19 protein-coding genes are annotated in these 19,156 nt (G+C 60.5%); 7 read left to right on the top strand and 12 right to left on the bottom strand.

Annotated features, from left to right (window positions below):
- Window positions 1–11 precede the first annotated feature (11 nt).
- Window positions 12–1,622 (top strand): arylsulfatase, encoded by a 1,611-nt coding sequence (locus V8J63_RS11465; protein ID WP_243241544.1) that lies wholly within the window; start codon window positions 12–14, stop codon window positions 1,620–1,622.
- 177 nt (window positions 1,623–1,799) lie between these two features.
- Here the strand turns inward: V8J63_RS11465 and V8J63_RS11460 are convergent, their stop codons facing one another.
- Entirely contained in the window at window positions 1,800–2,870 is a 1,071-nt protein-coding gene (locus tag V8J63_RS11460; protein WP_336464062.1) for a fatty acid desaturase, read from the bottom strand.
- 100 nt (window positions 2,871–2,970) lie between these two features.
- Between V8J63_RS11460 and V8J63_RS11455 the strand changes: the two genes are divergently transcribed.
- Complete coding sequence (locus tag V8J63_RS11455) at window positions 2,971–3,975, top strand: AraC family transcriptional regulator (RefSeq protein WP_125918259.1); 1,005 nt, start codon at window positions 2,971–2,973, stop codon at window positions 3,973–3,975.
- Between the two features lie 3 nt (window positions 3,976–3,978).
- On the opposite strand, the gene V8J63_RS11450 is transcribed toward V8J63_RS11455, so the two are convergent.
- The 4 genes from V8J63_RS11450 to V8J63_RS11435 form a co-directional block, all read right to left on the bottom strand.
- Window positions 3,979–5,202, bottom strand: coding sequence for a type II toxin-antitoxin system HipA family toxin (locus V8J63_RS11450; protein WP_016772237.1), 1,224 nt, complete (start codon window positions 5,200–5,202; stop codon window positions 3,979–3,981).
- Entirely contained in the window at window positions 5,195–5,443 is a 249-nt protein-coding gene (locus V8J63_RS11445) for a helix-turn-helix domain-containing protein (RefSeq protein ID WP_016772238.1), read from the bottom strand. Before V8J63_RS11445 ends, V8J63_RS11450 begins: the two co-directional genes overlap by 8 nt.
- Window positions 5,444–5,555: 112 nt before the next feature.
- Complete coding sequence (locus V8J63_RS11440; protein WP_130902971.1) at window positions 5,556–6,944, bottom strand: heavy metal sensor histidine kinase; 1,389 nt, start codon at window positions 6,942–6,944, stop codon at window positions 5,556–5,558.
- The gene (locus V8J63_RS11435; RefSeq protein ID WP_125925854.1) at window positions 6,934–7,614 is read right to left on the bottom strand and encodes a heavy metal response regulator transcription factor; all 681 of its coding nucleotides are present in this window, start codon (window positions 7,612–7,614) and stop codon (window positions 6,934–6,936) included. Before V8J63_RS11435 ends, V8J63_RS11440 begins: the two co-directional genes overlap by 11 nt.
- Before the next feature lie 136 nt (window positions 7,615–7,750).
- On the opposite strand from V8J63_RS11435, the gene V8J63_RS11430 reads away from it, so the two are divergent.
- Together V8J63_RS11430 and uraH are read left to right on the top strand one after the other, a co-directional pair.
- On the top strand, window positions 7,751–8,236 hold the full coding sequence (locus tag V8J63_RS11430; RefSeq protein WP_122611176.1) for a GlcG/HbpS family heme-binding protein: 486 nt from the start codon (window positions 7,751–7,753) through the stop codon (window positions 8,234–8,236).
- 11 nt (window positions 8,237–8,247) lie between these two features.
- Window positions 8,248–8,658 carry a hydroxyisourate hydrolase gene (gene uraH, locus V8J63_RS11425; protein ID WP_039756340.1) on the top strand — a complete coding sequence of 137 codons (411 nt, stop codon included), beginning with the start codon at window positions 8,248–8,250 and terminating at the stop codon, window positions 8,656–8,658.
- A gap of 158 nt (window positions 8,659–8,816) precedes the next feature.
- Here uraH and V8J63_RS11420 read toward each other — a convergent pair whose 3' ends face one another.
- Window positions 8,817–9,494 carry a Crp/Fnr family transcriptional regulator gene (locus tag V8J63_RS11420; RefSeq protein ID WP_024011137.1) on the bottom strand — a complete coding sequence of 226 codons (678 nt, stop codon included), beginning with the start codon at window positions 9,492–9,494 and terminating at the stop codon, window positions 8,817–8,819.
- Between the two features lie 84 nt (window positions 9,495–9,578).
- Between V8J63_RS11420 and V8J63_RS11415 the strand changes: the two genes are divergently transcribed.
- Window positions 9,579–10,103 carry an Mpo1 family 2-hydroxy fatty acid dioxygenase gene (locus V8J63_RS11415; RefSeq protein WP_336464061.1) on the top strand — a complete coding sequence of 175 codons (525 nt, stop codon included), beginning with the start codon at window positions 9,579–9,581 and terminating at the stop codon, window positions 10,101–10,103.
- Window positions 10,104–10,185: 82 nt separating this feature from the next.
- On the opposite strand, the gene V8J63_RS11410 is transcribed toward V8J63_RS11415, so the two are convergent.
- From V8J63_RS11410 to dibA, 6 genes are all read right to left on the bottom strand, one after another.
- On the bottom strand, window positions 10,186–11,175 hold the full coding sequence (locus V8J63_RS11410; protein ID WP_336464060.1) for a sulfate/molybdate ABC transporter ATP-binding protein: 990 nt from the start codon (window positions 11,173–11,175) through the stop codon (window positions 10,186–10,188).
- A gap of 3 nt (window positions 11,176–11,178) precedes the next feature.
- Window positions 11,179–12,051: a sulfate ABC transporter permease subunit CysW gene (gene cysW / locus V8J63_RS11405; protein ID WP_041477435.1), complete on the bottom strand. Its 873-nt coding sequence runs from the start codon at window positions 12,049–12,051 to the stop codon at window positions 11,179–11,181.
- Between the two features lie 12 nt (window positions 12,052–12,063).
- Window positions 12,064–12,882, bottom strand: a complete 819-nt coding sequence (cysT, locus tag V8J63_RS11400; RefSeq protein WP_016772245.1) for a sulfate ABC transporter permease subunit CysT — start codon at window positions 12,880–12,882, stop codon at window positions 12,064–12,066.
- Window positions 12,883–13,008: 126 nt separating this feature from the next.
- Window positions 13,009–14,022, bottom strand: coding sequence for a sulfate ABC transporter substrate-binding protein (locus V8J63_RS11395; protein WP_024011134.1), 1,014 nt, complete (start codon window positions 14,020–14,022; stop codon window positions 13,009–13,011).
- 139 nt (window positions 14,023–14,161) lie between these two features.
- Entirely contained in the window at window positions 14,162–14,344 is a 183-nt protein-coding gene (gene oscA / locus V8J63_RS11390) for a sulfur starvation response protein OscA (RefSeq protein ID WP_007917682.1), read from the bottom strand.
- Window positions 14,345–14,642: 298 nt separating this feature from the next.
- Window positions 14,643–16,562: a phosphodiesterase DibA gene (dibA, locus tag V8J63_RS11385; RefSeq protein ID WP_130887570.1), complete on the bottom strand. Its 1,920-nt coding sequence runs from the start codon at window positions 16,560–16,562 to the stop codon at window positions 14,643–14,645.
- Window positions 16,563–16,709: 147 nt separating this feature from the next.
- Between dibA and desA the strand changes: the two genes are divergently transcribed.
- The gene (gene desA, locus V8J63_RS11380) at window positions 16,710–17,894 is read left to right on the top strand and encodes a delta-9 fatty acid desaturase DesA (protein ID WP_130887569.1); all 1,185 of its coding nucleotides are present in this window, start codon (window positions 16,710–16,712) and stop codon (window positions 17,892–17,894) included.
- Between the two features lie 195 nt (window positions 17,895–18,089).
- Window positions 18,090–19,079, top strand: coding sequence for a GGDEF domain-containing protein (locus V8J63_RS11375; protein WP_016772249.1), 990 nt, complete (start codon window positions 18,090–18,092; stop codon window positions 19,077–19,079).
- The last annotated feature ends 77 nt before the right edge of the window (window positions 19,080–19,156 follow it).

Here is a 19,156-nt window from a genome sequence, read left to right as displayed (position 1 = left end):
GGAGTTTCGCGATGCCGCAACGTCCCAACTTTCTAGTGATTCTGGCCGACGATCTGGGCTTTTCCGACATCGGCGCGTTCGGCGGCGAAATCGCTACGCCGAACCTCGATGCGCTGGCCCACAACGGTCTGCGTCTGACCGATTTTCACACCGCACCAACCTGCTCGCCGACGCGTTCGATGCTACTGACCGGCACCGATCACCACATCGCCGGCATCGGCACCATGGCCGAAGCGTTGACCCCGGAACTGATCGGCAAACCTGGTTACGAAGGCTACCTGAATGACCGCGTCGTCGCCCTGCCCGAGCTGCTGCGCGAGGCCGGCTATCAAACCTTGATGAGCGGCAAATGGCACTTGGGGCTGAAGGCTGAACTGGCGCCCCATGCGCGTGGTTTCGAGCGTTCGTTTTCACTGTTGCCGGGCGCTGCCAACCACTATGGTTTCGAGCCGACCTACGATGAGCAAACGCCGGGCCTGCTGAAATCCACCCCGGCGCTGTACATCGAGGACGATCAGTTTGTTGACGAGTTGCCAAAGGATTTCTATTCCTCCGATGCCTTCGGCGACAAGCTGCTGCAGTACCTCAAGGAACGCGATCAGACCCGGCCGTTCTTCGCTTACCTACCCTTCTCCGCGCCCCACTGGCCATTGCAGGCACCGGCCGAGATCGTCGAGAAATACCGTGGCCGTTATGACGCCGGCCCGCAAGTGCTGCGCCTCGAACGCCTGGAAAAACTCAAGGCGCTGGGCCTGATCGACGCGGACGTCGAGCCGCACCCGCTGATTCAGCTCAGCGCGCAGTGGGACGCGTTGAGCGATGAACAAAAGCAGATTTCCGCACGAGCCATGGAGGTCTACGCGGCGATGGTCGAGCGCATGGACTGGAACATCGGCCGGGTCGTCGATTACCTGCGCCAGCAGGGACAGCTCGACAACACCTTCATCCTGTTCATGTCCGACAACGGGGCCGAAGGCGCGCTGCTGGAAGCGTTCCCCAAGTTCGGCCCGGAGCTGATGACCTACCTCAACCAGCATTACGACAACAGCCTCGACAACATCGGCCGGGCCAATTCCTACGTCTGGTACGGGCCGAACTGGGCGCAAGTGGCAACCGCGCCGTCACGCTTGTTCAAGGCTTTCACCACCGAGGGCGGGATCCGCGTGCCGGCGCTGCTGCACTATCCACAACTGCCGCTGAAAGGGCAGATCAGCCATGGTTTCGGCACGGTGATGGACATCACCCCGACCATTCTCGATCTGGCTGGCGTGCGGCATCCGGGCAAACAGTGGAAAGGCAAAGCCGTGGCGCCACTGCGCGGCAAGTCGTGGCTGGGCTTCCTGTCCGGCGAGACCGCGCAGGTGCATGACGAGCATACGGTCACCGGTTGGGAATTGTTCGGACGCCGGGCGATTCGCCAAGGGTCGTGGAAGGCGGTGTGGATTCCCGGACCGGTCGGGCCAGCGACCTGGCAGCTTTATGATCTGGCGAGCGATCCAGGGGAGATTCATGATCTGGCGTTGAGTCAGCCGCAGAAACTCACTGACTTGATCGGGCATTGGCAGCGGTATGTGGAAGAGACCGGAGTGATCCTCAGTGCTTCGCCGTTTCAGCCGGATTGAACCAAGATCAAAAGCCCCCCTCACCCCAGCCCTCTCCCTGAGGGAGAGGGGGAAAGGGAGCAGATCTTCATGCTTTTCCAACCTGAGGTCGGCTCGAAATTTCAGGTCGATGTATCCAGCATAAACAGCTAGATCAGTCCCCTCTCCCTTGGGAGAGGGTTAGGGTGAGGGCATCTGTCAGGCCTCCACCGCTTCCCCGGACACCACTTCCTCATCTCTGCGCACAAACCGGTTCGCCCGGCCAAACGTGCCGAAATCATTGAACCGCACACCCATCTCGCGCATCACCTTGTGCGCCACCGGCACGGTCATCTGACGAATGTAAAACGGCTCCTTGACCACAAAATGATGAATCCCGTGACTGCTGCCGAAGTTGAAGCAGAACGCCTGCAACGGCCACAGCCACCAAGGGTTCAGCACCTGACATTGCTGCAGCACATTGCCCGGTTCGACGTCGCCGTAGTAATGCATGTTCGAGCTGATGAAGTGCAGGCAAAAAGTGCGCAGTACGTTGGGCCCGATGATCACCACGGCGGCGATATCGATCACCTGCATCACCGAAAGCGTGGTGGCCGACCACTCGATGGGCGAGCCGAGCAAATGCGCAATGCCATTGGCCGCGTGAAAGCCGAGAAACACATACCACGCGCCCCAATGCAGCAGCGCCAGCGGTGCGTAGACCTTGAGCACGCGTTTGCCGATGCTCCACTTGTGTGCCCAGGTCTTGGCGCGGAGCAGACGGATAAACGCCGACATCAGGTTGTCGCCAACCATCAGCAGACGGGCAAAACCCCACGGCTCGCCGTTGGTGATTGCGCGCTCTTCCATATCGGCTTCAGTGCCGGAAACCTTGTGATGGTTGAGGTGCAGATGACGACGGATCCACGGGTTGATCGTGCTTGGCCGCGCCAGCCAGACCAGGCCCATCATCAGGTTGTGCGGCACGCGTTGTTTGCGGAAGTACATGCTGTGGATCAGGTCGTGCTCCAGCTCATGGGTCAGCGAGGCGAAAAAAGCATTGAGTAGCAGGCACGCCCACCAGGCCATATGGCCAGTGATGTACAGCGCCGCCGAGCCGATCATTCCGGCCAGCGCGAACGCCAGAATCCCCGCACCGAGGGCATCCTGATGCTGAAGAATCGGGTAGCGCTCACGCAATTGCGCACCTTTGGTCAGCACCACTTGGCGAATATGTGCCGAGCGCTGCGCCGCATTCAGTCGTTCAGGGCTTGCAGAAGTACCGTCCATGCTTCCATCCTCGGGTCTAAGATGAATGCATCGTGCCTTGCCGGGGTTCGATCCGCGCTAGCCAAGAACGCCAACCTGTTGACCGGACGCGCCAATCCGCATGAAGGAACCGACCTCCCTCGCCAGCTGGACCCGCGCCTTGCGCAAACAACTCGACGCGCTCGGGCTGGACAGTCTTGCCTTGTGCCAACAGGCCGGGCTCGACCCAGCGCTGATGGACGACCCCAACGCACGCTATCCGCTGTCCGGTACCACGCGCCTGTGGGCACTCGCCGTGCAGGCCAGCGGTGACCCGGCGCTGGGCTTGCGCGTGTCGCGTTTCGTCAGCCCGACCACCTTCCACGCGCTCGGTTATGCACTGGTGGCCAGCGGCAGCTTGCGCGAGGTGTTCGAGCGCATCGTGCGCTATCACCCGGTGGTCAGCGATGCGCTGGAACTGGAGCTGAGCCGCAGCGAAGACCGCTATCAATTCCGCCTGAAAATCCCGCCCGGCAACCCGGCGCCGGCCGTCGAAGCCATCGACGCCTTCGCGGCGATCTACGTGCGCACCTGCCGCAATCGCCTCGGCCGTGATTACGCACCATTGGCGGTGTACTTGCGCCGCCCCGAACCGAGCGACGCCCAGCAATGGCACAAAGTCTTCCGCGCGCCGGTGCATTTTTGCGCCGCCGAAGACCGCCTGGAATTCGCCCTCGGCGACTTCGACAGCCACCTCGACGACGCCAACCCGGAACTGGCCGAACACAACGAAGCCGTACTCAAACGCACCCTCGCCCAGCTCAAACCGCTGACCTGGGAGCGCAAGGTGCGCGATGCCATTGAAGAACAACTGCCCGAAGGCGAACCGAGCGCCGAACGCATCGCCCAGGCCTTGCACCTGAGCCTGCGCAGCCTGCAGCGGCATCTGGCGGATGAGGGCTGTCGCTTCGACACCCTGCTCAACGAAAGCCGTGAAAACCTCGCGCTGCTGCACCTGCGTGACCCGCAGTGCTCGTTGAGTGAAGTCAGCTATCTGCTGGGGTTCGCCGACACCAGCAGCTTCAGCCGCGCGTTCAAGCGCTGGACAGGAATGACGCCGGGGCAGTTTCGGGATCAGTTGCGCTGAGTTTCAACTGTTGCGCAGGCTGCGCGCCAGACCGGCCGACCATTGTTCGATCATTGCAGCGCCCACCTCCGCGAAGGCAGGATGATTTGCGCTGTACTCCGCCATTTCGCCCATCGCTTCCTGCACACCGTGCGCGACCATATGCAGTAACTGGTTACAACGCGCTTCACTCAGATTGCAGGCCGTACGACCAAACCTGGTAAGCATTTTATGCTTGGGCCACGCCTTCGAACCGCCCAACAGCAGTGCCATGCTATCGCTCTTGATGTACACCGACGTGGTGATGATGTCGTATGCCGGAGCCAGCCTGATCAATGAGTGCTCGCCACAATCCTCATAGAGCACGCCAAAGTTTTTCAGGTGGGCATCGCCGTTTTTCAATGCCGCCGATAAAGCGACAATCTTGAAGAAAGCTTCCAGTGCGTGCTTGAGCAATGAGGGCGAAACAAACGCCTTGATCTGCCGTGCGACTCCTTCGTAAGAGCCGTCGTATTTGGCCTTCGACGGCCAGCCGTTGAGCACGCAAAAGTCTTCGAAACCGAGGTATCCGGTGTCGCTCAAGTCAAAACGCTCGATGACGAGAAATTTGCCATGCTCGCTGAGTTCGAAATGCGGCACGTCGAGGCCACAAAGTTGCGCAGCGCGCATGCAGAAAAATTCGTTGGTTGCCAGCTCGGGATACTCTTCGGCACGAAAGGCTTTGACCAGATGAGTCGAGCCTCGGTGCGTCAGTCGGTCTATTGCAGCGGCACTGTCACGCACCAATACTTTGGGCTGCACGCCTGAAACCCCGGAATACTGCCCGTAAGTCTGCAAAAGATCTTCGAACAAACCTTGCGCACCATCATGAACCAATAACTCAGCGAGCGAGGTTTCAGGCGGACGATCAATTGTCGATGCGCTCGTGATCGAAAGACGTCCGAGTTGATGCGGGCCGACGATACCTAGCAAAGCGAAGTCATCGAAGCCGCGCACGGCTTTGCTGAACCGCCGCATCAACTCATCGCGCAACGCACCCTCAGGCAGGTTCATCTCGAATATCGGATGGATGCCGCGTTCACAACCATAACTTTCCAGGCGTGTCGGCATGGTCAGCGAAACGGCATTTTCATCAATCGCATCGTCCCGATAGCTGAACACGCTGTCGACACCTGCGTTCCCGCGCCCCAATCTTCCAACCTCGTGGCCGCCGACGCAGACTTGCAAGCGGTCCAATACCTCAGTCATGGAAGTTCACCTTGCGCAGCGTGTCGAGTGTCGGACGTCGAGAGGCGCGGGGGATTGCGGCCAATTCGTAGCCGAATCCGTTAAGAATGGCTTCGACTTTGCGCAAACCGATTTCCGAGATTGTGTTGTTTTCAATCCCCGAGATTGTTGCGCGGCTCATGCCGTATTGCTGCGCCAAAGCTTGTTGGGACAGCTTTTCAGCCTTACGCAAGCTTCTGATCAACTCGCCAATTTTCTCCATCACCGCCCCAAATGCATTTTTTACAATGCAAATCCACCAGAAAGAATTTAATTGCATTATAAACAATGCAATTAAATGAGCTTAGCGTAGATGGTCAGCCATCGCTAACGTCTTAACAGCGCCCCACAAACCCCAGCTCAAAAACAGTGCCGTCGGCGTCACTCCTCACCCGCACCCGCCCGCCATGCAATTGCATGATCGACTGCACGATCGCCAACCCCAGCCCGCCCGAGTCTCCCGGTTCCGCACGTGAAGGATCGACGCGGTAGAAACGGTCGAACAGTTTGCCCAGATGCTCAGGCGCGATGACCGGGCCGTGGTTGTGCACTTGCAGCCAGCACATACCCGGTTCATCGAACCGTTGCAGGCTGATCAGGGTGCCGGGGTCGGCGTGGCGTACGGCGTTGGCCAGCAGGTTGCCGAGGGCGCGTTGCAGCAGTTGCTGGTCGGCGAGCAGTTCGCCGTGCATGCGGTTTTGCAGTTGAAGATCGCGATCATCGGCCAGGGCTTCGAAGTAATCGCAGAGTTCGTCGCCGACGTTGCGCAAGTCCAGCGTGTGCAGATTGAGCGCACGTTCGGCCTGTTCGGCGCGGGCGAGGAACATCAGGTTCTCGGCCATGCGCTTGAGCCGTTCGAACTCTTCCATGTTCGAGGCCAACACTTCCTGATATTCGGCCGTGCTGCGCGGATGGTTCAGGGCCTGGCCGTTGCTGGCGAGCAAGGTGTGCAGCGGCGTGCGGATTTCGTGGGCGAGGTCGGCGGAGAATTGCGACAGGCGCTGCACGCTGTCGTCCAGCCGCGCCAGCATGGTGTTGAGCGCGTGCACCGGCTCGCGCAGTTCGGTCGGTGTGCCCTCGGTGGGCAGGCGTCGATCGAGGCTGCGCAGATCGATGCTGCGCACCGCTTCGCTCAACTGATGCAAAGGCCGCAAGCCACGCCGCAGCAATAACAGGCCCAGAGCAAACGCGAGCACCGCGCCGAGGCCGACGGACAGGTACAGACGCAGGCGATAACTGCCGAGCATCTGCTCGCGCTCGCTGAGCACTTTGCCGGCGATCACCGTCAGGGTTTCACCGTTGGGGCCTTGGGCCTGGCCGGACAGCAAGGCCAGCTCCGCGCCGTCACTGGCCTGCCAGGTGAGCACGTCACGGCGCTGCGGCATTTGCTCTCGCGCTAATGCATTGAGCGCCGGCAATTCACGCTGGCGCGGGTTGATTGTGATCACGCTGGAGCCGTCGGCCCGGCGCACCAGCAGCAGACTGTCGAGATTACCGAGCATGTTCTGATACAACCGTGGCCGCGCCTGCAAGGCGTCGAGGCTGTCGCTGTCGGCGAGCAAGGCGCGTACTTGCTCGAGGCGACCGAGCAGGGCCATGTCGTCACGAAAGGCCAATTCCGAGGCCAGCGAGCGGTAGAGAAACACGCCGATTGCGCTCAGCACCAGCGCGCAGACCATGGCGAAGGCCAGCGCCAATCGCCAGGCGATCGACTTACTCCACATCGTCCGGCGCTTCCAGTTGATAACCGACGCCACGCACGGTGTGGATAAGTTTCGGCATGTACGGGTCGTCAACCTTCGCGCGCAGACGCCGGACGGCGACTTCGACCATGTTGGTGTCGCTGTCGAAATTCAGGTTCCACACCTGCGAGGCGATCAGCGTGCGCGAAAGCACTTCGCCCTGGCGGCTGGCGAGCAGCTGCAACAGGGCGAATTCCTTGTTGGTCAGGGCAATGCGCTGGCCGCCGCGACTGACCCGGCGGCGCAGCACGTCGATTTCCAGGTCGGCGATGCTGTACGACTCGGCTTCGCGCATCGGCCCGCGCCGCAGCAGCGTGCGCACGCGCGCGAGCAGTTCGGCGAAGGCGAAGGGTTTGAGCAGGTAGTCATCGGCGCCCAGCTCAAGACCACGGACGCGGTCTTCGATGGCGTCCTTGGCGGTGAGAAACAGCACCGGTGTAGCGCCGCGCTGGCGGATCAGCTGGAGCAATTGCCAGCCGTTTAGACCGGGCAGCATCACGTCGAGGATGATCAGGTCGTATTCCTGCTGCTCGATAAAATAGCGGCCGTCGAGGCCATTGAGCGCAACATCCACGGCGAAACCCGACTCGCCCAGGCCCTTGGCGAGGAAGTTGGCGGTTTTGGTTTCATCTTCTACGACCAGCAAACGCATGGCACACCTCGATTGATCAGGCACACAGGCTAGGCGTGTTCGGCGCCGTTGCCCATTACAAACTTGTAATCCGCCTGACGGGGTTCTGACGAAGTGCGCCGGTTAAGGTGCAGACCTTCCCATTCGGAGCCTGCACATGACCGTCAAATACCTTGTCGCCAGCCTGATCCTCGGCCTCAGCGGCGCTGCAAGTGCCACGCCAGAACTGCCGCGCCACGCCGATCTCGACCTGAAAACCGCACGCTGGCTGGCGGACAAGGCGATGAGCAGTTGCACCGGCACGGTGTCGGTGCTCGACCGTGGCGGTAACTTGCTGGTGACGTTGCGTGGTGACGGCGTCGGGCCGCACAACACCGCCGCCAGCCAACGCAAGGCCTACACCGCGCTGTCGACCAAGACGCCGACGCGGCTGTTCGCCGAGCGCGCCCGCAGCAACCCGGAAACCGCCAACCTCAACACCCTCGATGAATTGCTTTTGCTCGGCGGCGGCATTCCGTTGTTCGCCGGCAGCGAACTGGTCGGCGCCATGGGCGTGGCCGGTTCCGGCGGCGGTGAACAAGACGAAAACTGCGCCCGCGCCGCCGCCGACAAAGCCGGCCTGAGCATCACCCGTTCCCACTAAGGAGATACACCATGACCACCCTGCGCATGACCCTCGCCGTGCTCGGCCTGAGCGCTGTTTCCAGCCTGGCGCTGGCCGCCGGCAATCCGCTGAGCGTGCACGTGCTCAACCTGGAAAACGGCCTGCCGTCACCGGGCATCAATGTCACCTTGGAAAAACACGTCGGCGAAAACTGGCAACCACTGGCCCAAGGCACCACCAACGAGCAAGGGCGGATCGCCGAGCTTTTCCCGGCCAAACAGCCTTTTGAAGCAGGTGAATACCGCGTGGTGTTCAAGACCGGCGAGTACTACCAGAAGATCAAGCACGAGACGTTCTTCCCGGAAATTCCGGTGATCTTTCAGGTCAAGCAGACAGATCAGCACTACCACATCCCGCTGCTGCTGAGCCCGTACGGTTTCTCGACCTATCGCGGGTCGTAAGATAAACACAGATCCTTTGTAGGAGTGAGCCTTTGTGGTGAGGGGTTTATCCCCGCTGGCGTGCGCAGCAGTCCCTTTTTCAGGGCCGCTTCGCGCCCCAGCGGGGATAAATCCCCTCGCCACAGGTGCCAGTTCCGACATTGGATCGGTTTCAGTTTTTAGATCGTGGCCAGGGCACGCAGTCTTGCGGCATCGAGGATTTCGATCTCGCCGTAAGCCAACCCGATAATCCCCTGCCCCTGCAGATCCTTGAGGATCTGATTGGTGGTCTGCCGCGACAGCGACAGCATCGCTGCCAACTGCTCCTGCGGCAGTTGCAGCACCCGACGCGGTGCGTCGAGTTCGCCGTAGCCTTCGGCGATCATCAGCAAGCGATGCGCCAGACGTGCCGGGGCTGGCAGCAGGCTCAGCTGTTCGAGATTGATGAAGGCCAGGCGCAATTTGTGGCTCATCAACAGCGCCAGATGCCGCCAGTACTGCGGCTGTTCGTCGAGCAATTTGAGCATCGTCGCCTGGGGAATATTCAGCAAGGTACACGGCCCGACCGCATAGGCGTCATGGGTGCGTGGCTGACCATCGAACAGGCAGATTTCGCCGAACCAGTGCGGCGCCTCAACCAGACTCAACAACGCCTCCTTGCCTTGCTCGCTCACCGCGCCGATACGCACTGCGCCATCGAGCACCGCGTACAGACCGCACGGCGCATCGCCACGCTGGAACAGTCGTTGTCCCGCCGTCAGCCGCCGCTCCCGGGCCAGCGCCAGCAGGCTATCCTGAAAAGATGCAGGCAAATGACTGAACCACTGGCCGCTGAGCAACCGTGCACGAATTTGCATAACCACTCCTGGAGTGTCGCCTGCCCGACAGAGCGAACGCGGATCCCGAGGGATGATGCATTCAACCCCACTGGAGGAACAACAATGAAAAACCTCGTCGACCACCTCAGTCAATACGCCGCCTACCACCGCGACCCGCGCAACATCGCCAGCCACTTTATCGGCATTCCGCTGATCGTGGTGGCGGTGGCTGTCCTGCTGTCTCGGCCGCAGTGGGAGCTGGGCGGGCTGTGGATATCTCCAGCCGTTGTGGTGGCGCTGGCCTCGGCGTGGTTTTACCTGCGTCTGGAGTTGAAGCTCGGTGTATTGATGACCGTACTGATGGGGCTATCGGTGTGGGCCGGGCATACGCTGGCGCAGCAGAGCACCCTGGTCTGGCTGAGCAGCGGCTTGGCGATGTTCGTGATCGGCTGGGTGATCCAGTTTGTCGGGCATCACTATGAAGGGCGCAAACCGGCATTTGTCGATGACATCAGCGGGCTGATTGTCGGGCCGTTGTTTGTCGTGGCCGAGCTGGCGTTCTTGCTCGGGCTGCGGCAGGAATTGAAACAAGAGATCGAGTTGCGGGCGGGGGTGGTGCGGGTCAATCCGAATCGCGCTGCTGTCTAGATCGTATTCGCGAACAGGCTCGCTCCCACATTTGGAATGAGTTTTCCCTGTGGGAGCGAGCCTGCTCGCGAAGCTTTTGCCTTTAAATATTGGCGACTTTCTGCCAGACCTTCGGCTTGAAGAACAAGGTCTCACCCTTGGCCAGACCGATCAGGCTGTCGTGATCCTTGACCACTTCCGCTTCGATCAGATCGGTCTGCCCCTCCACTTTCAAGGTCACCCGGGTAGTCGCGCCCAGCGGGCGGATATCGCGCACTTCAGCGGCGTGGTGATCTTCCAGCTCATGCTTGGACAACGATACTTCGTGCGGGCGGAACAGCACATGGTTGTCATCGCTCAGCAGCAAGCGGTTCGAGTCGCCGAGGAAGTGATAAACGAAGTCGCTGGCCGGGTTTTCGTAGACATCGCCCGGTGAGCCGATCTGCTCGATCACACCCTTGTTCATCACCACGATGCGGTCGGCGACTTCCATCGCTTCTTCCTGGTCGTGGGTCACGAACACCGAAGTCAGGTTGATATCTTCGTGCAGCCGCGCCAACCAGCGCCGCAGTTCCTTGCGCACCTTGGCATCGAGGGCGCCGAACGGTTCATCCAGCAGCAGCACTTTCGGCTCCACCGCCAAAGCACGGGCCAACGCGATACGCTGACGCTGGCCACCGGACAACTGCTCCGGGTAGCGATCCGACAGCCAGTCCAGTTGCACCATGTTCAGCAGTTCATGAACCTTGGTGGCGATCTGGCTTTCGCTCGGGCGCTGGTTTTTTGGTTTCATGCGCAGGCCGAACGCGACGTTGTCGAACACCGTCATGTGGCGGAACAAGGCGTAATGCTGGAACACGAAACCGACGTTGCGATCACGCACGTCGTGGCCGGAAACGTCTTCGCCGTGAAAAACGATGTTGCCCTGATCCGGGGTTTCCAGACCGGCAATAATGCGCAGCAAGGTGGTTTTGCCGCAGCCCGACGGGCCAAGCAGCGCGACCAGCTCACCGCTGTGGATATCCAGGGTGATGTTGTCCAGCGCCTTGAACGCGTTGAAATTCTTGCTGACGTTACGCACTTCGATCGACATGAATTATTCCTCCGCGGCGCTGGCGCGCAGGCGGTTGATACGGTTTTCGCTCCACTGCTTGAGCAGCAGGATGAAGAGCGCCAGGATCAGCAACAGGCTCGCCACGGCAAACGCGGCCACGTGGTTGTATTCGTTGTAGAGGATCTCGACGTGCAGCGGCAAGGTGTTGGTCACCCCGCGAATGTGCCCGGAAACCACCGACACCGCACCGAACTCGCCCATAGCCCGCGCGGTACACAGCACCACGCCGTAAATCAGGCCCCACTTGATGTTGGGCACGGTGACGTGCCAGAACATCTGCCAGCCATTGGCGCCGAGCAGACGCGCGGCTTCTTCCTCTTGGGTGCCTTGTTCCTGCATTAGCGGGATCAGTTCACGGGCCACGAACGGCACGGTGACAAAAATCGTCGCCAGCACGATGCCCGGCAGGGCGAAGACGATCTGGATGTCGTGATCCTGCAACCACGGCCCGAACAGGCCCTGCGCACCGAACATCAGCACGTAGACCAGACCGGCAATCACCGGCGACACCGAGAACGGCAGGTCGATCAGCGTCACCAGCATGCTCTTGCCACGGAACGAGTATTTGCTCACGCACCATGCCGCACTGACGCCGAATACCAGGTTCAGCGGCACCGAAATCAGCACCGCGAATACGGTGAGTTTCAGTGCCGAAAGCGCGTCCGGCTCAAAGATCGCGGTGAAGAACGCACCGAGACCGTTTTTCAGACCTTGCGATACGACGATGAACAACGGCAGCAGCAGAAACAGGAAAAAAATCAGCCAGCCAAGACCGATCAGGACTCTGCGCGAAGTGGCACTGCCACGGCGTGCAGCGTTGGCCGAAGAGGCGGCCGCAATGGACGATTGGGACATGTTCGCGCCTCCTTATGGGGTTTCGATGCGCCGCTGCAGCAAGTTGATCAGCAGCAACAGGATGAAGGAAACCACCAGCATCAGTACGCCAATGGCGGTAGCGCCGGTGTAATCGTACTGGTCGAGTTTGACCATGATCAGCAGCGGCAGGATCTCGGTTTTCATCGGCATGTTGCCGGCGATGAAAATCACCGAACCGTACTCGCCGACGCCACGCGCGAACGCCAGGGCAAAACCGGTCAGCCAGGCGGGCAGCAAGGCCGGAACCAGAATGTGGCGAAACACCTGCCATGGCTTCGCACCCAGGCACGCCGCCGCTTCTTCGACTTCACGGGGAATATCGGCCAGTACCGGTTGCACCGTGCGCACCACGAACGGCAGCGTGACGAAGGTCAGTGCGAGGGTGATGCCCAGCGGGGTGTAGGCGATCTTGAAACCGAGGTCAGCGGCAAATTGCCCGACCAGCCCGGCCGGCGCGTACAGCGCGGTCAGCGCAATACCGGCCACGGCTGTCGGCAGGGCGAACGGCAGATCGATCATCGCGTCGATCACCTTGCGCCCGGGGAAGGTGTAGCGCACCAGCACCCAGGCCAGCAACGTGCCGATGATGCCGTTGATGATCGCCGCGCACAGCGCGGTGCCGAAGCTCAGCTTCAATGCCGCCAGTACCCGCGGTGCGGAGATGATCGTCCAGAACTGATCCCAGGTCAGCTGGGCGGCGTGGACGAACATCGCCGCCAGCGGGATAAGCACAATCAGGCTGAGGTACACCAAGGTGTAACCCAGCGTCAGCCCGAAGCCGGGTATGACGGGGGAGATACGACGCGACATAAAAGTCCCTGGTTGAAAACGCATCAATGTGGGAGCGAGCCCTGTGGTGAGGGGATTTATCCCCTCACTACAAAAGCTCAGTCCCACATGTCATGTGCCCAGACATCAGGCCGGTTGAAGGCGAGATTACTGCGCCTGATAAATCTGGTCGAACACGCCGCCGTCGTTGAAGAATTTCGGCTGCGCGGATTTCCAGCCGCCGAAGTCCTTGTCGATGGTCACCAGTTCCAGTTTCGGGAACTGCTGGGCGTACTTGGCCGCTACGTCCTTGTCACGTGGACGATAGAAGTTTTTCGCGGCGATTTCCTGGCCGGCCGGGCTGTACAGATGCTTGAGGTAGGCTTCGGCGATCTGCGCGTTGCCCTTCTTCTCGGCATTCTTGTCGACCACCGCCACGGGTGGTTCGGCGAGGATCGACAGCGACGGCACGACGATGTCGAACTTGTCTGCGCCGCCATCTTCTTTCAGCGCCAGGAACGCTTCGTTTTCCCAGGCCAGCAACACGTCGCCCTGACCGTTGTTGACGAAGGTGATGGTCGAACCACGGGCGCCGGTGTCGAGGATCGGCACGTGCTTGAACAGGGTTTGTACGTATTCCTTGGCCTTGGCCTCATCACCGCCGTTGGCTTTCAGGCCATAGGCCCACGCGGCGAGGAAGTTCCAGCGCGCACCGCCCGAGGTTTTCGGGTTCGGCGTGATCACCGAAACGTCGTTCTTGACCAGATCGCCCCAGTCCTTGATGCCTTTCGGGTTGCCCTTGCGCACCAGGAACACGATGGTCGAGGTGTACGGCGTGCTCGCTTCCGGCAGACGCTTCTGCCAGTCGGCGGGCAGGCTCTTGCCGAGCTTGGCGATTTCATCGATGTCGCCAGCCAGGGCCAGGGTCACCACGTCAGCCCGCAGACCGTCGATCACCGCACGGCCCTGCTTGCCCGAACCGCCATGGGACTGCTGGATTTTCACCGTGTCGCCGGCATGATCCTGCTGCCAGAATTTGATGAATTCGGCGTTGTATTCCTGATACAGCTCGCGCGTCGGGTCATACGACACGTTGAGCAGCTCGTAATCCTTGGCAACGGCGGAACCGGCAAACACGGCACTGGCCAGCGCGGCCAAAGCATAACGGCGAATCGACGACATGGTGAAAGCTCCTGGAATTCCTGGTGGTGGCTTTTTCTTGTGTATTGCTGGAATCGGTCCCGTTTCAAAGATCGCCGCCTTCGCCAGCTCCTGCACACAGCCCCCTGTAGGAGCCGCCGCAGGCTGCGATCTTTTGATTTCAGCCCGGTTGTTTACCGGGTTGCTGCAAACGAAATTTCTCTTTACGTTCGATCTGTACGACTTGCGCGTTGTGCACAGTGATCTCGACCGCGCCGAACCGCAGATCGCGCAGGGCGCTCTGGATTTCCCGCAAGATGGTGCTTTCGTCCTGACCGTCAACGCTGCGAAGGGATGCGCTCATGGTGCTGCTCCTTTGAATGGGATTTGCCTGGCAGTGGGCGGCACTGCGTTCGGCGTGGGAGCAATATAAGAGAGGCAGGAATATTCTTAAAAAGACTATTTAAGAATGTTTATATAACCAAAAAATAATATGAGAAAGGGCAAGGGGTTTGCGCTGATTTGAAATCGTCAAGAGCACTTGTGGCGAGGGGATTCATCCCCGGTGGACTGCGTAGCAGTCCCATTTCTTGGGGCCGCTACGCGACCCAACGGGGATAAATCCCCTCACCACAAGGTCGGTGATAGCCAGATAGGTCTTTTCAGCCAATCAATGGCGTTTTCGCCCAATCAAGCCGATCCGCAGACACCGGCCGCCCAAACCAGTAGCCCTGCCCCAGATCGCATTCCTGCGCCAACAGAAATGCCGCCTGCTCAGCCTGCTCGATCCCCTCGGCATGCACCTGCATACCCATGCTCCGCGCCAGCGCGATGATCACCCGGACAATCGCCACGTCATCCTCATCCCACGGCAACCCGGCGACGAAGCCCTGATCGATCTTGAGTTTCTGCACCGGCAGGCGCTTGAGCCGCAGCAACGACGAATAGCCGGTGCCGAAATCATCGATGGCCAGACGCACACCCAGCTCGCGCAAGCGATGCATCTGTTCCAGCGCCACTTCGGGATCATCCATCACCGCGCTTTCGGTAACTTCCAGTTCCAGATACGCCGGATCCAGCCCGGTGTCGTGCAGCACCTGCGCCACCTGCTGGTAAAGCTCACGCCGGGCAAACAGCCGCGACGAAACATTCACCGCGACGAACGCCAGCACCACACCGCTCTGCTGCCATTGGCACATCTGTCGGCAGGCCTGCTGCATCACCCAGGCATCGATCTCGGCGATCAGCCCGGTGCGCTCGGCAATCGGAATGAATTCTGCCGGCGACACCAGCCCGCGCTGCGGATGCTGCCAGCGCACCAGTGCCTCGACGCCGATCAGACGGCTGCTGTGCAGGTCATGCACCGGTTGGTAGTAGACGCGCAACTCCTCCTGCTCCAGTGCACGGCGCAGCTCGAAGGCGATTTCGACCCGTTGCTGGGCATGGGCGGTCAGCTCTTCGGTATACAGCGCGTAGCCATTGCGTCCGCTGCTTTTGGCCTTGAACAGCGCACTGTCGGCATTGCGTAACAACTGCTCGGCGCTCAAGGCGTCGCTGGGGAACAGGCTGATACCGATGCTTGCGTTGATGAACAGTTGATTGCCATCTACCAGCACCGGCTCCTTCAACGCGTCCAGAGTCCGTTGCGCCAGCGCGGCGGCCTGGGCCGGCTGTGGACAACTTTCCGCGAGTACCGCGAACTCGTCACCGCCGAGCCGTGCGAGGGTGATGCCGGGGCCGAACAATGCCTGCAACCGCGTCGCCACCGCTTTGAGCAATCGGTCGCCGACGTTATGGCCGAGGCTGTCGTTGATCAGCTTGAAATGATCCAGATCAAGCATCAGCAGCGCGCAGCCACGCTTGTGTGTCTGCGCGGAAGCCAACGCCTGCTCGGCGCGGTCGCTGAACAGCAGGCGATTGGGCAGATCGGTCAACGGATCGTGATGCGCCAGGTGTTTGAGTTCGGACTCGGAATCCTTGATCGCACTGATGTCGGAGAACACCGCCACGTAATGGCTGAGCCGGCCGAAATCATCGTTAATCACCCGAATGGTCTGCCACTGTGGATAAATCTCGCCGGTCTTGCGCCGGTTCCAGATCTCGCCGCTCCATTCACCTTCAGCCTCAAGGGTGGCGAACATCGCCTGATAGAAGCCCGGCGGATGATGGCCGGACTTGAACAGACTCGGCTGCTGGCCGATGACTTCGTCGCGCCGATAACCGGTGATCTCGATAAAGGCGCGGTTGACGTGGACGATCAGGCCCCGGTGATCGGTAACCAGCACGCCTTCACGGGTGCAATCGAACACGGCGGCCGCTTGACGCAGACGCTCACGGTCGCTGTGGCGCTCGCGCAGGCGGGCACCGATGCCGAGAAACCGACACAGCCGCGCCCGCGCGAGAAAAATCAGCCCGGCGCTGACCGCTGCCAGCAAATAACCGTTGATCAGTTGCCAGCGGGCCAGCCCACTGGAGTTATCGAAGAATCTGCTTAATAAATGATCGGAAACCTGCAGCCACACGGCGGCGAGTACGAGGTAGAGCAGCGCTGCACGCAAGGCATCGCGGTAAGTCGCAGACATTCGGTCGTCCATGTCCCTACAAAAAGGTTGGAATTATAGGTCAAGAAACATTCAGCGACTTCTTATCTGAAAGGGCGACTGGTTTTATCTGTGTGCTTAGTGATAATGCAACGGCTGTTTTTATCTTTATCGAGGGCCCTATAGCCTATGTGGTACGAAGGTTTTCTTGGCTTGTCGGCCTGGTCACTGGTCGCGGTCACCCTGCTGATGACCCATGTGACGATTGTTGCCGTCACGGTCTATCTGCACCGTTACTCGGCCCATCGCTCGCTCGAGCTGAATGCGGGTCTGAAACACTTTTTCCGTTTCTGGCTGTGGCTGACCACGGCGCAGAACACCCGCGAGTGGACCGCCATCCACCGCAAACATCACGCCAAATGCGAAACCGAAGATGACCCGCACAGCCCGGTCATCAAGGGCCTGTCCACGGTGCTGCGCACCGGTGCCGAGCTGTACCGCAGCGAAGCGCAGAACCCGGAAACCCTGCGCATCTACGGCAAGAACTGCCCGGAAGACTGGATCGAACGCAACGTCTACAGCCGCTATCCGCTGCTGGGCGTGGCGATCATGGGCGCGATCGACCTGCTGCTGTTCGGCACCATCGGCATCACCATCTGGGCGATCCAGATGATGTGGATTCCAGTGTGGGCCGCTGGCGTGATCAACGGCCTCGGCCATGCCGTCGGCTACCGCAACTTCGAATGCCGTGACGCGGCGACCAATCTGGTGCCGTGGGGCATCCTGATCGGCGGCGAAGAGCTGCACAACAACCATCACACCTACCCCAACTCCGCCAAGCTGTCGGTGAAGAAGTGGGAATTCGACCTCGGCTGGGCGTGGATCAAGGTCTTCTGCTTCCTGCGTCTGGCCAAGGTGCAGCGGGTCGCACCGATTGCCCACCGCGTCGAAGGCAAGGGCAGCCTGGACATGGACACCGCCATGGCGATCCTCAACAACCGCTTCCAGATCATGGCCCAGTACCGCAAATTGGTGATCGGCCCGCTGGTCAAGCAAGAGCTGGCCAAGGTCGATCATTCGGTGCGTCACCAGTTCCACCGGGCCAAACGCCTGCTGTCGCGGGAAACCAGCCTGCTGGAAGACCGCCATCACCTGCGCATCCAGACCATGCTCGAACACAGCCATGCGCTGAAAGTGATCTACGAGAAACGCCTGGCTTTGCAGCAGATCTGGGTCAAGACCAGTTCCAATGGCCACGACATGCTCGCCGCCATCAAGGAATGGATTCACGAGGCCGAGGCCAGTGGCATCCAGTCGTTGCGTGACTTTGCTGATCAGCTGAAAACCTACTCGCTGCGTCCTGCGACTGCCTGACCTGCAACGAGGCTGTAATCTCGACGATCGCAGCCTCGTTGCAATCGTCGGCTCCTGCCCCCCGCCGCCCGGCGGGACTCGGTAATGGTCGGGAACTTCGCCGAAAATCCTCTATCTCAATGACACTTCGCCATCCCGGCGGGTTGTCCTGTGGCCGTCGTCGACATTGCGGCGCGCCCTTTGAGATTTGTGCCGATGGTCAACAACAACCAGAAAGACACAACCTTCACCCAATGGCCCGAGGCCGCGCAAACGCTGATGGCTCTGATGCACGCGCAGGGCGAAGTTGCGCGCCTGAGCGAGCGCGAACAACTGATCAGTTCGCTGCTGGTCAGCGTCAACGCCGTGCTCTGGGCTTTCAACTGGGAAACCCGGCAGGTGCTGTACGTCAGCCCGGCCTATGAACGGATCTTCGGCCGTTCCGCCGCGTTGTTGCTGGCGGACTACAACCAATGGCGCGACAGCATTTACCCCGATGATCTGGAGTACGCGGAGCAGAGCCTCGCCGAAGTCCTGCACCGAGGTGCGGTGGAAGATCGCGAGTACCGCATCATCGCGGCCGATGGCCAGGTGCGCTGGCTCAGCGACAAATGCTTTATCAATCGCCAGGACGAGCCCGGGCAGCCGGTGATCATCGTCGGCATCGCCGAAGACATCACCGACAAAAAACACATGGAAACCGAGCTGCAACGCTTGGCCACCACCGATGTGCTGACGCAAAGCAGCAACCGCCGCCACTTCTTCGAATGCGCCCACCGCGAGTTCGCCGAGGCCCGCCGCCAAGGCACACCGCTGGCCTTCCTGCTGCTGGACATCGACGATTTCAAAGTGATCAACGACAGCTACGGCCACCCCGAAGGCGACAATGTGCTGCAACGGATCGCCGAATGCGGGCGCGGCTCATTGCGCCGTGGCGACCTGTTCGGGCGGATTGGTGGTGAGGAGTTCGCTGCGGTGTTTCCTGGCTGTGCACCGGAGATGGCGGTGCAAGTGGCGGAGCGCCTGCAACAGGAGATCCAGCGACTGCGCTTTAACCACGACGGCCAAGCATTCAGCATCACCGTAAGCCAGGGCCTGACCAACCTCACCGACGAAGACAAAAGCCTGGACAGCCTGTTCGCCCGCGCGGATGCCGCGATGTACGAGGCGAAACGGCAGGGCAAGAACCGGATCATTGCGGCCTGACCCGTATTTTGTGGCTGCCGCAATTCCTGTGGGAGCGGGCTTGCCCGCGATGAGGCCTGCACCTTCAACAAAAATGT

Origin of the sequence: Pseudomonas sp. CCNWLW23, assembly GCF_037095675.1 — a bacterium.
Lineage (GTDB): Bacteria > Pseudomonadota > Gammaproteobacteria > Pseudomonadales > Pseudomonadaceae > Aquipseudomonas > Aquipseudomonas atacamensis.
The sequence above is the reverse complement of the archived record's forward strand: the minus strand, read 5'-3'. Positions and strand labels throughout refer to the sequence as shown.

Bases quoted from the DNA above. Each gene is read 5' to 3' on its own strand.
- V8J63_RS11465 (WP_243241544.1), top strand. From the start codon at position 12: ATGCCGCAACGTCCCAACTTTCTAGTGATTCTGGCCGACGATCTGGGC.
- dibA (WP_130887570.1), bottom strand. From the start codon at position 16,562: ATGTCTGCGACTTACCGCGATGCCTTGCGTGCAGCGCTGCTCTACCTC.
- uraH (WP_039756340.1), top strand. From the start codon at position 8,248: ATGACCACCCTGCGCATGACCCTCGCCGTGCTCGGCCTGAGCGCTGTT.
- V8J63_RS11415 (WP_336464061.1), top strand. From the start codon at position 9,579: ATGAAAAACCTCGTCGACCACCTCAGTCAATACGCCGCCTACCACCGC.
- V8J63_RS11410 (WP_336464060.1), bottom strand. From the start codon at position 11,175: ATGTCGATCGAAGTGCGTAACGTCAGCAAGAATTTCAACGCGTTCAAG.
- V8J63_RS11445 (WP_016772238.1), bottom strand. From the start codon at position 5,443: ATGGAGAAAATTGGCGAGTTGATCAGAAGCTTGCGTAAGGCTGAAAAG.
- V8J63_RS11455 (WP_125918259.1), top strand. From the start codon at position 2,971: ATGAAGGAACCGACCTCCCTCGCCAGCTGGACCCGCGCCTTGCGCAAA.
- V8J63_RS11395 (WP_024011134.1), bottom strand. From the start codon at position 14,022: ATGTCGTCGATTCGCCGTTATGCTTTGGCCGCGCTGGCCAGTGCCGTG.
- V8J63_RS11420 (WP_024011137.1), bottom strand. From the start codon at position 9,494: ATGCAAATTCGTGCACGGTTGCTCAGCGGCCAGTGGTTCAGTCATTTG.
- cysT (WP_016772245.1), bottom strand. From the start codon at position 12,882: ATGTCGCGTCGTATCTCCCCCGTCATACCCGGCTTCGGGCTGACGCTG.
- V8J63_RS11435 (WP_125925854.1), bottom strand. From the start codon at position 7,614: ATGCGTTTGCTGGTCGTAGAAGATGAAACCAAAACCGCCAACTTCCTC.
- V8J63_RS11375 (WP_016772249.1), top strand. From the start codon at position 18,090: ATGGTCAACAACAACCAGAAAGACACAACCTTCACCCAATGGCCCGAG.
- oscA (WP_007917682.1), bottom strand. From the start codon at position 14,344: ATGAGCGCATCCCTTCGCAGCGTTGACGGTCAGGACGAAAGCACCATC.
- cysW (WP_041477435.1), bottom strand. From the start codon at position 12,051: ATGTCCCAATCGTCCATTGCGGCCGCCTCTTCGGCCAACGCTGCACGC.
- V8J63_RS11430 (WP_122611176.1), top strand. From the start codon at position 7,751: ATGACCGTCAAATACCTTGTCGCCAGCCTGATCCTCGGCCTCAGCGGC.
- V8J63_RS11440 (WP_130902971.1), bottom strand. From the start codon at position 6,944: ATGTGGAGTAAGTCGATCGCCTGGCGATTGGCGCTGGCCTTCGCCATG.
- V8J63_RS11460 (WP_336464062.1), bottom strand. From the start codon at position 2,870: ATGGACGGTACTTCTGCAAGCCCTGAACGACTGAATGCGGCGCAGCGC.
- V8J63_RS11450 (WP_016772237.1), bottom strand. From the start codon at position 5,202: ATGACTGAGGTATTGGACCGCTTGCAAGTCTGCGTCGGCGGCCACGAG.
- desA (WP_130887569.1), top strand. From the start codon at position 16,710: ATGTGGTACGAAGGTTTTCTTGGCTTGTCGGCCTGGTCACTGGTCGCG.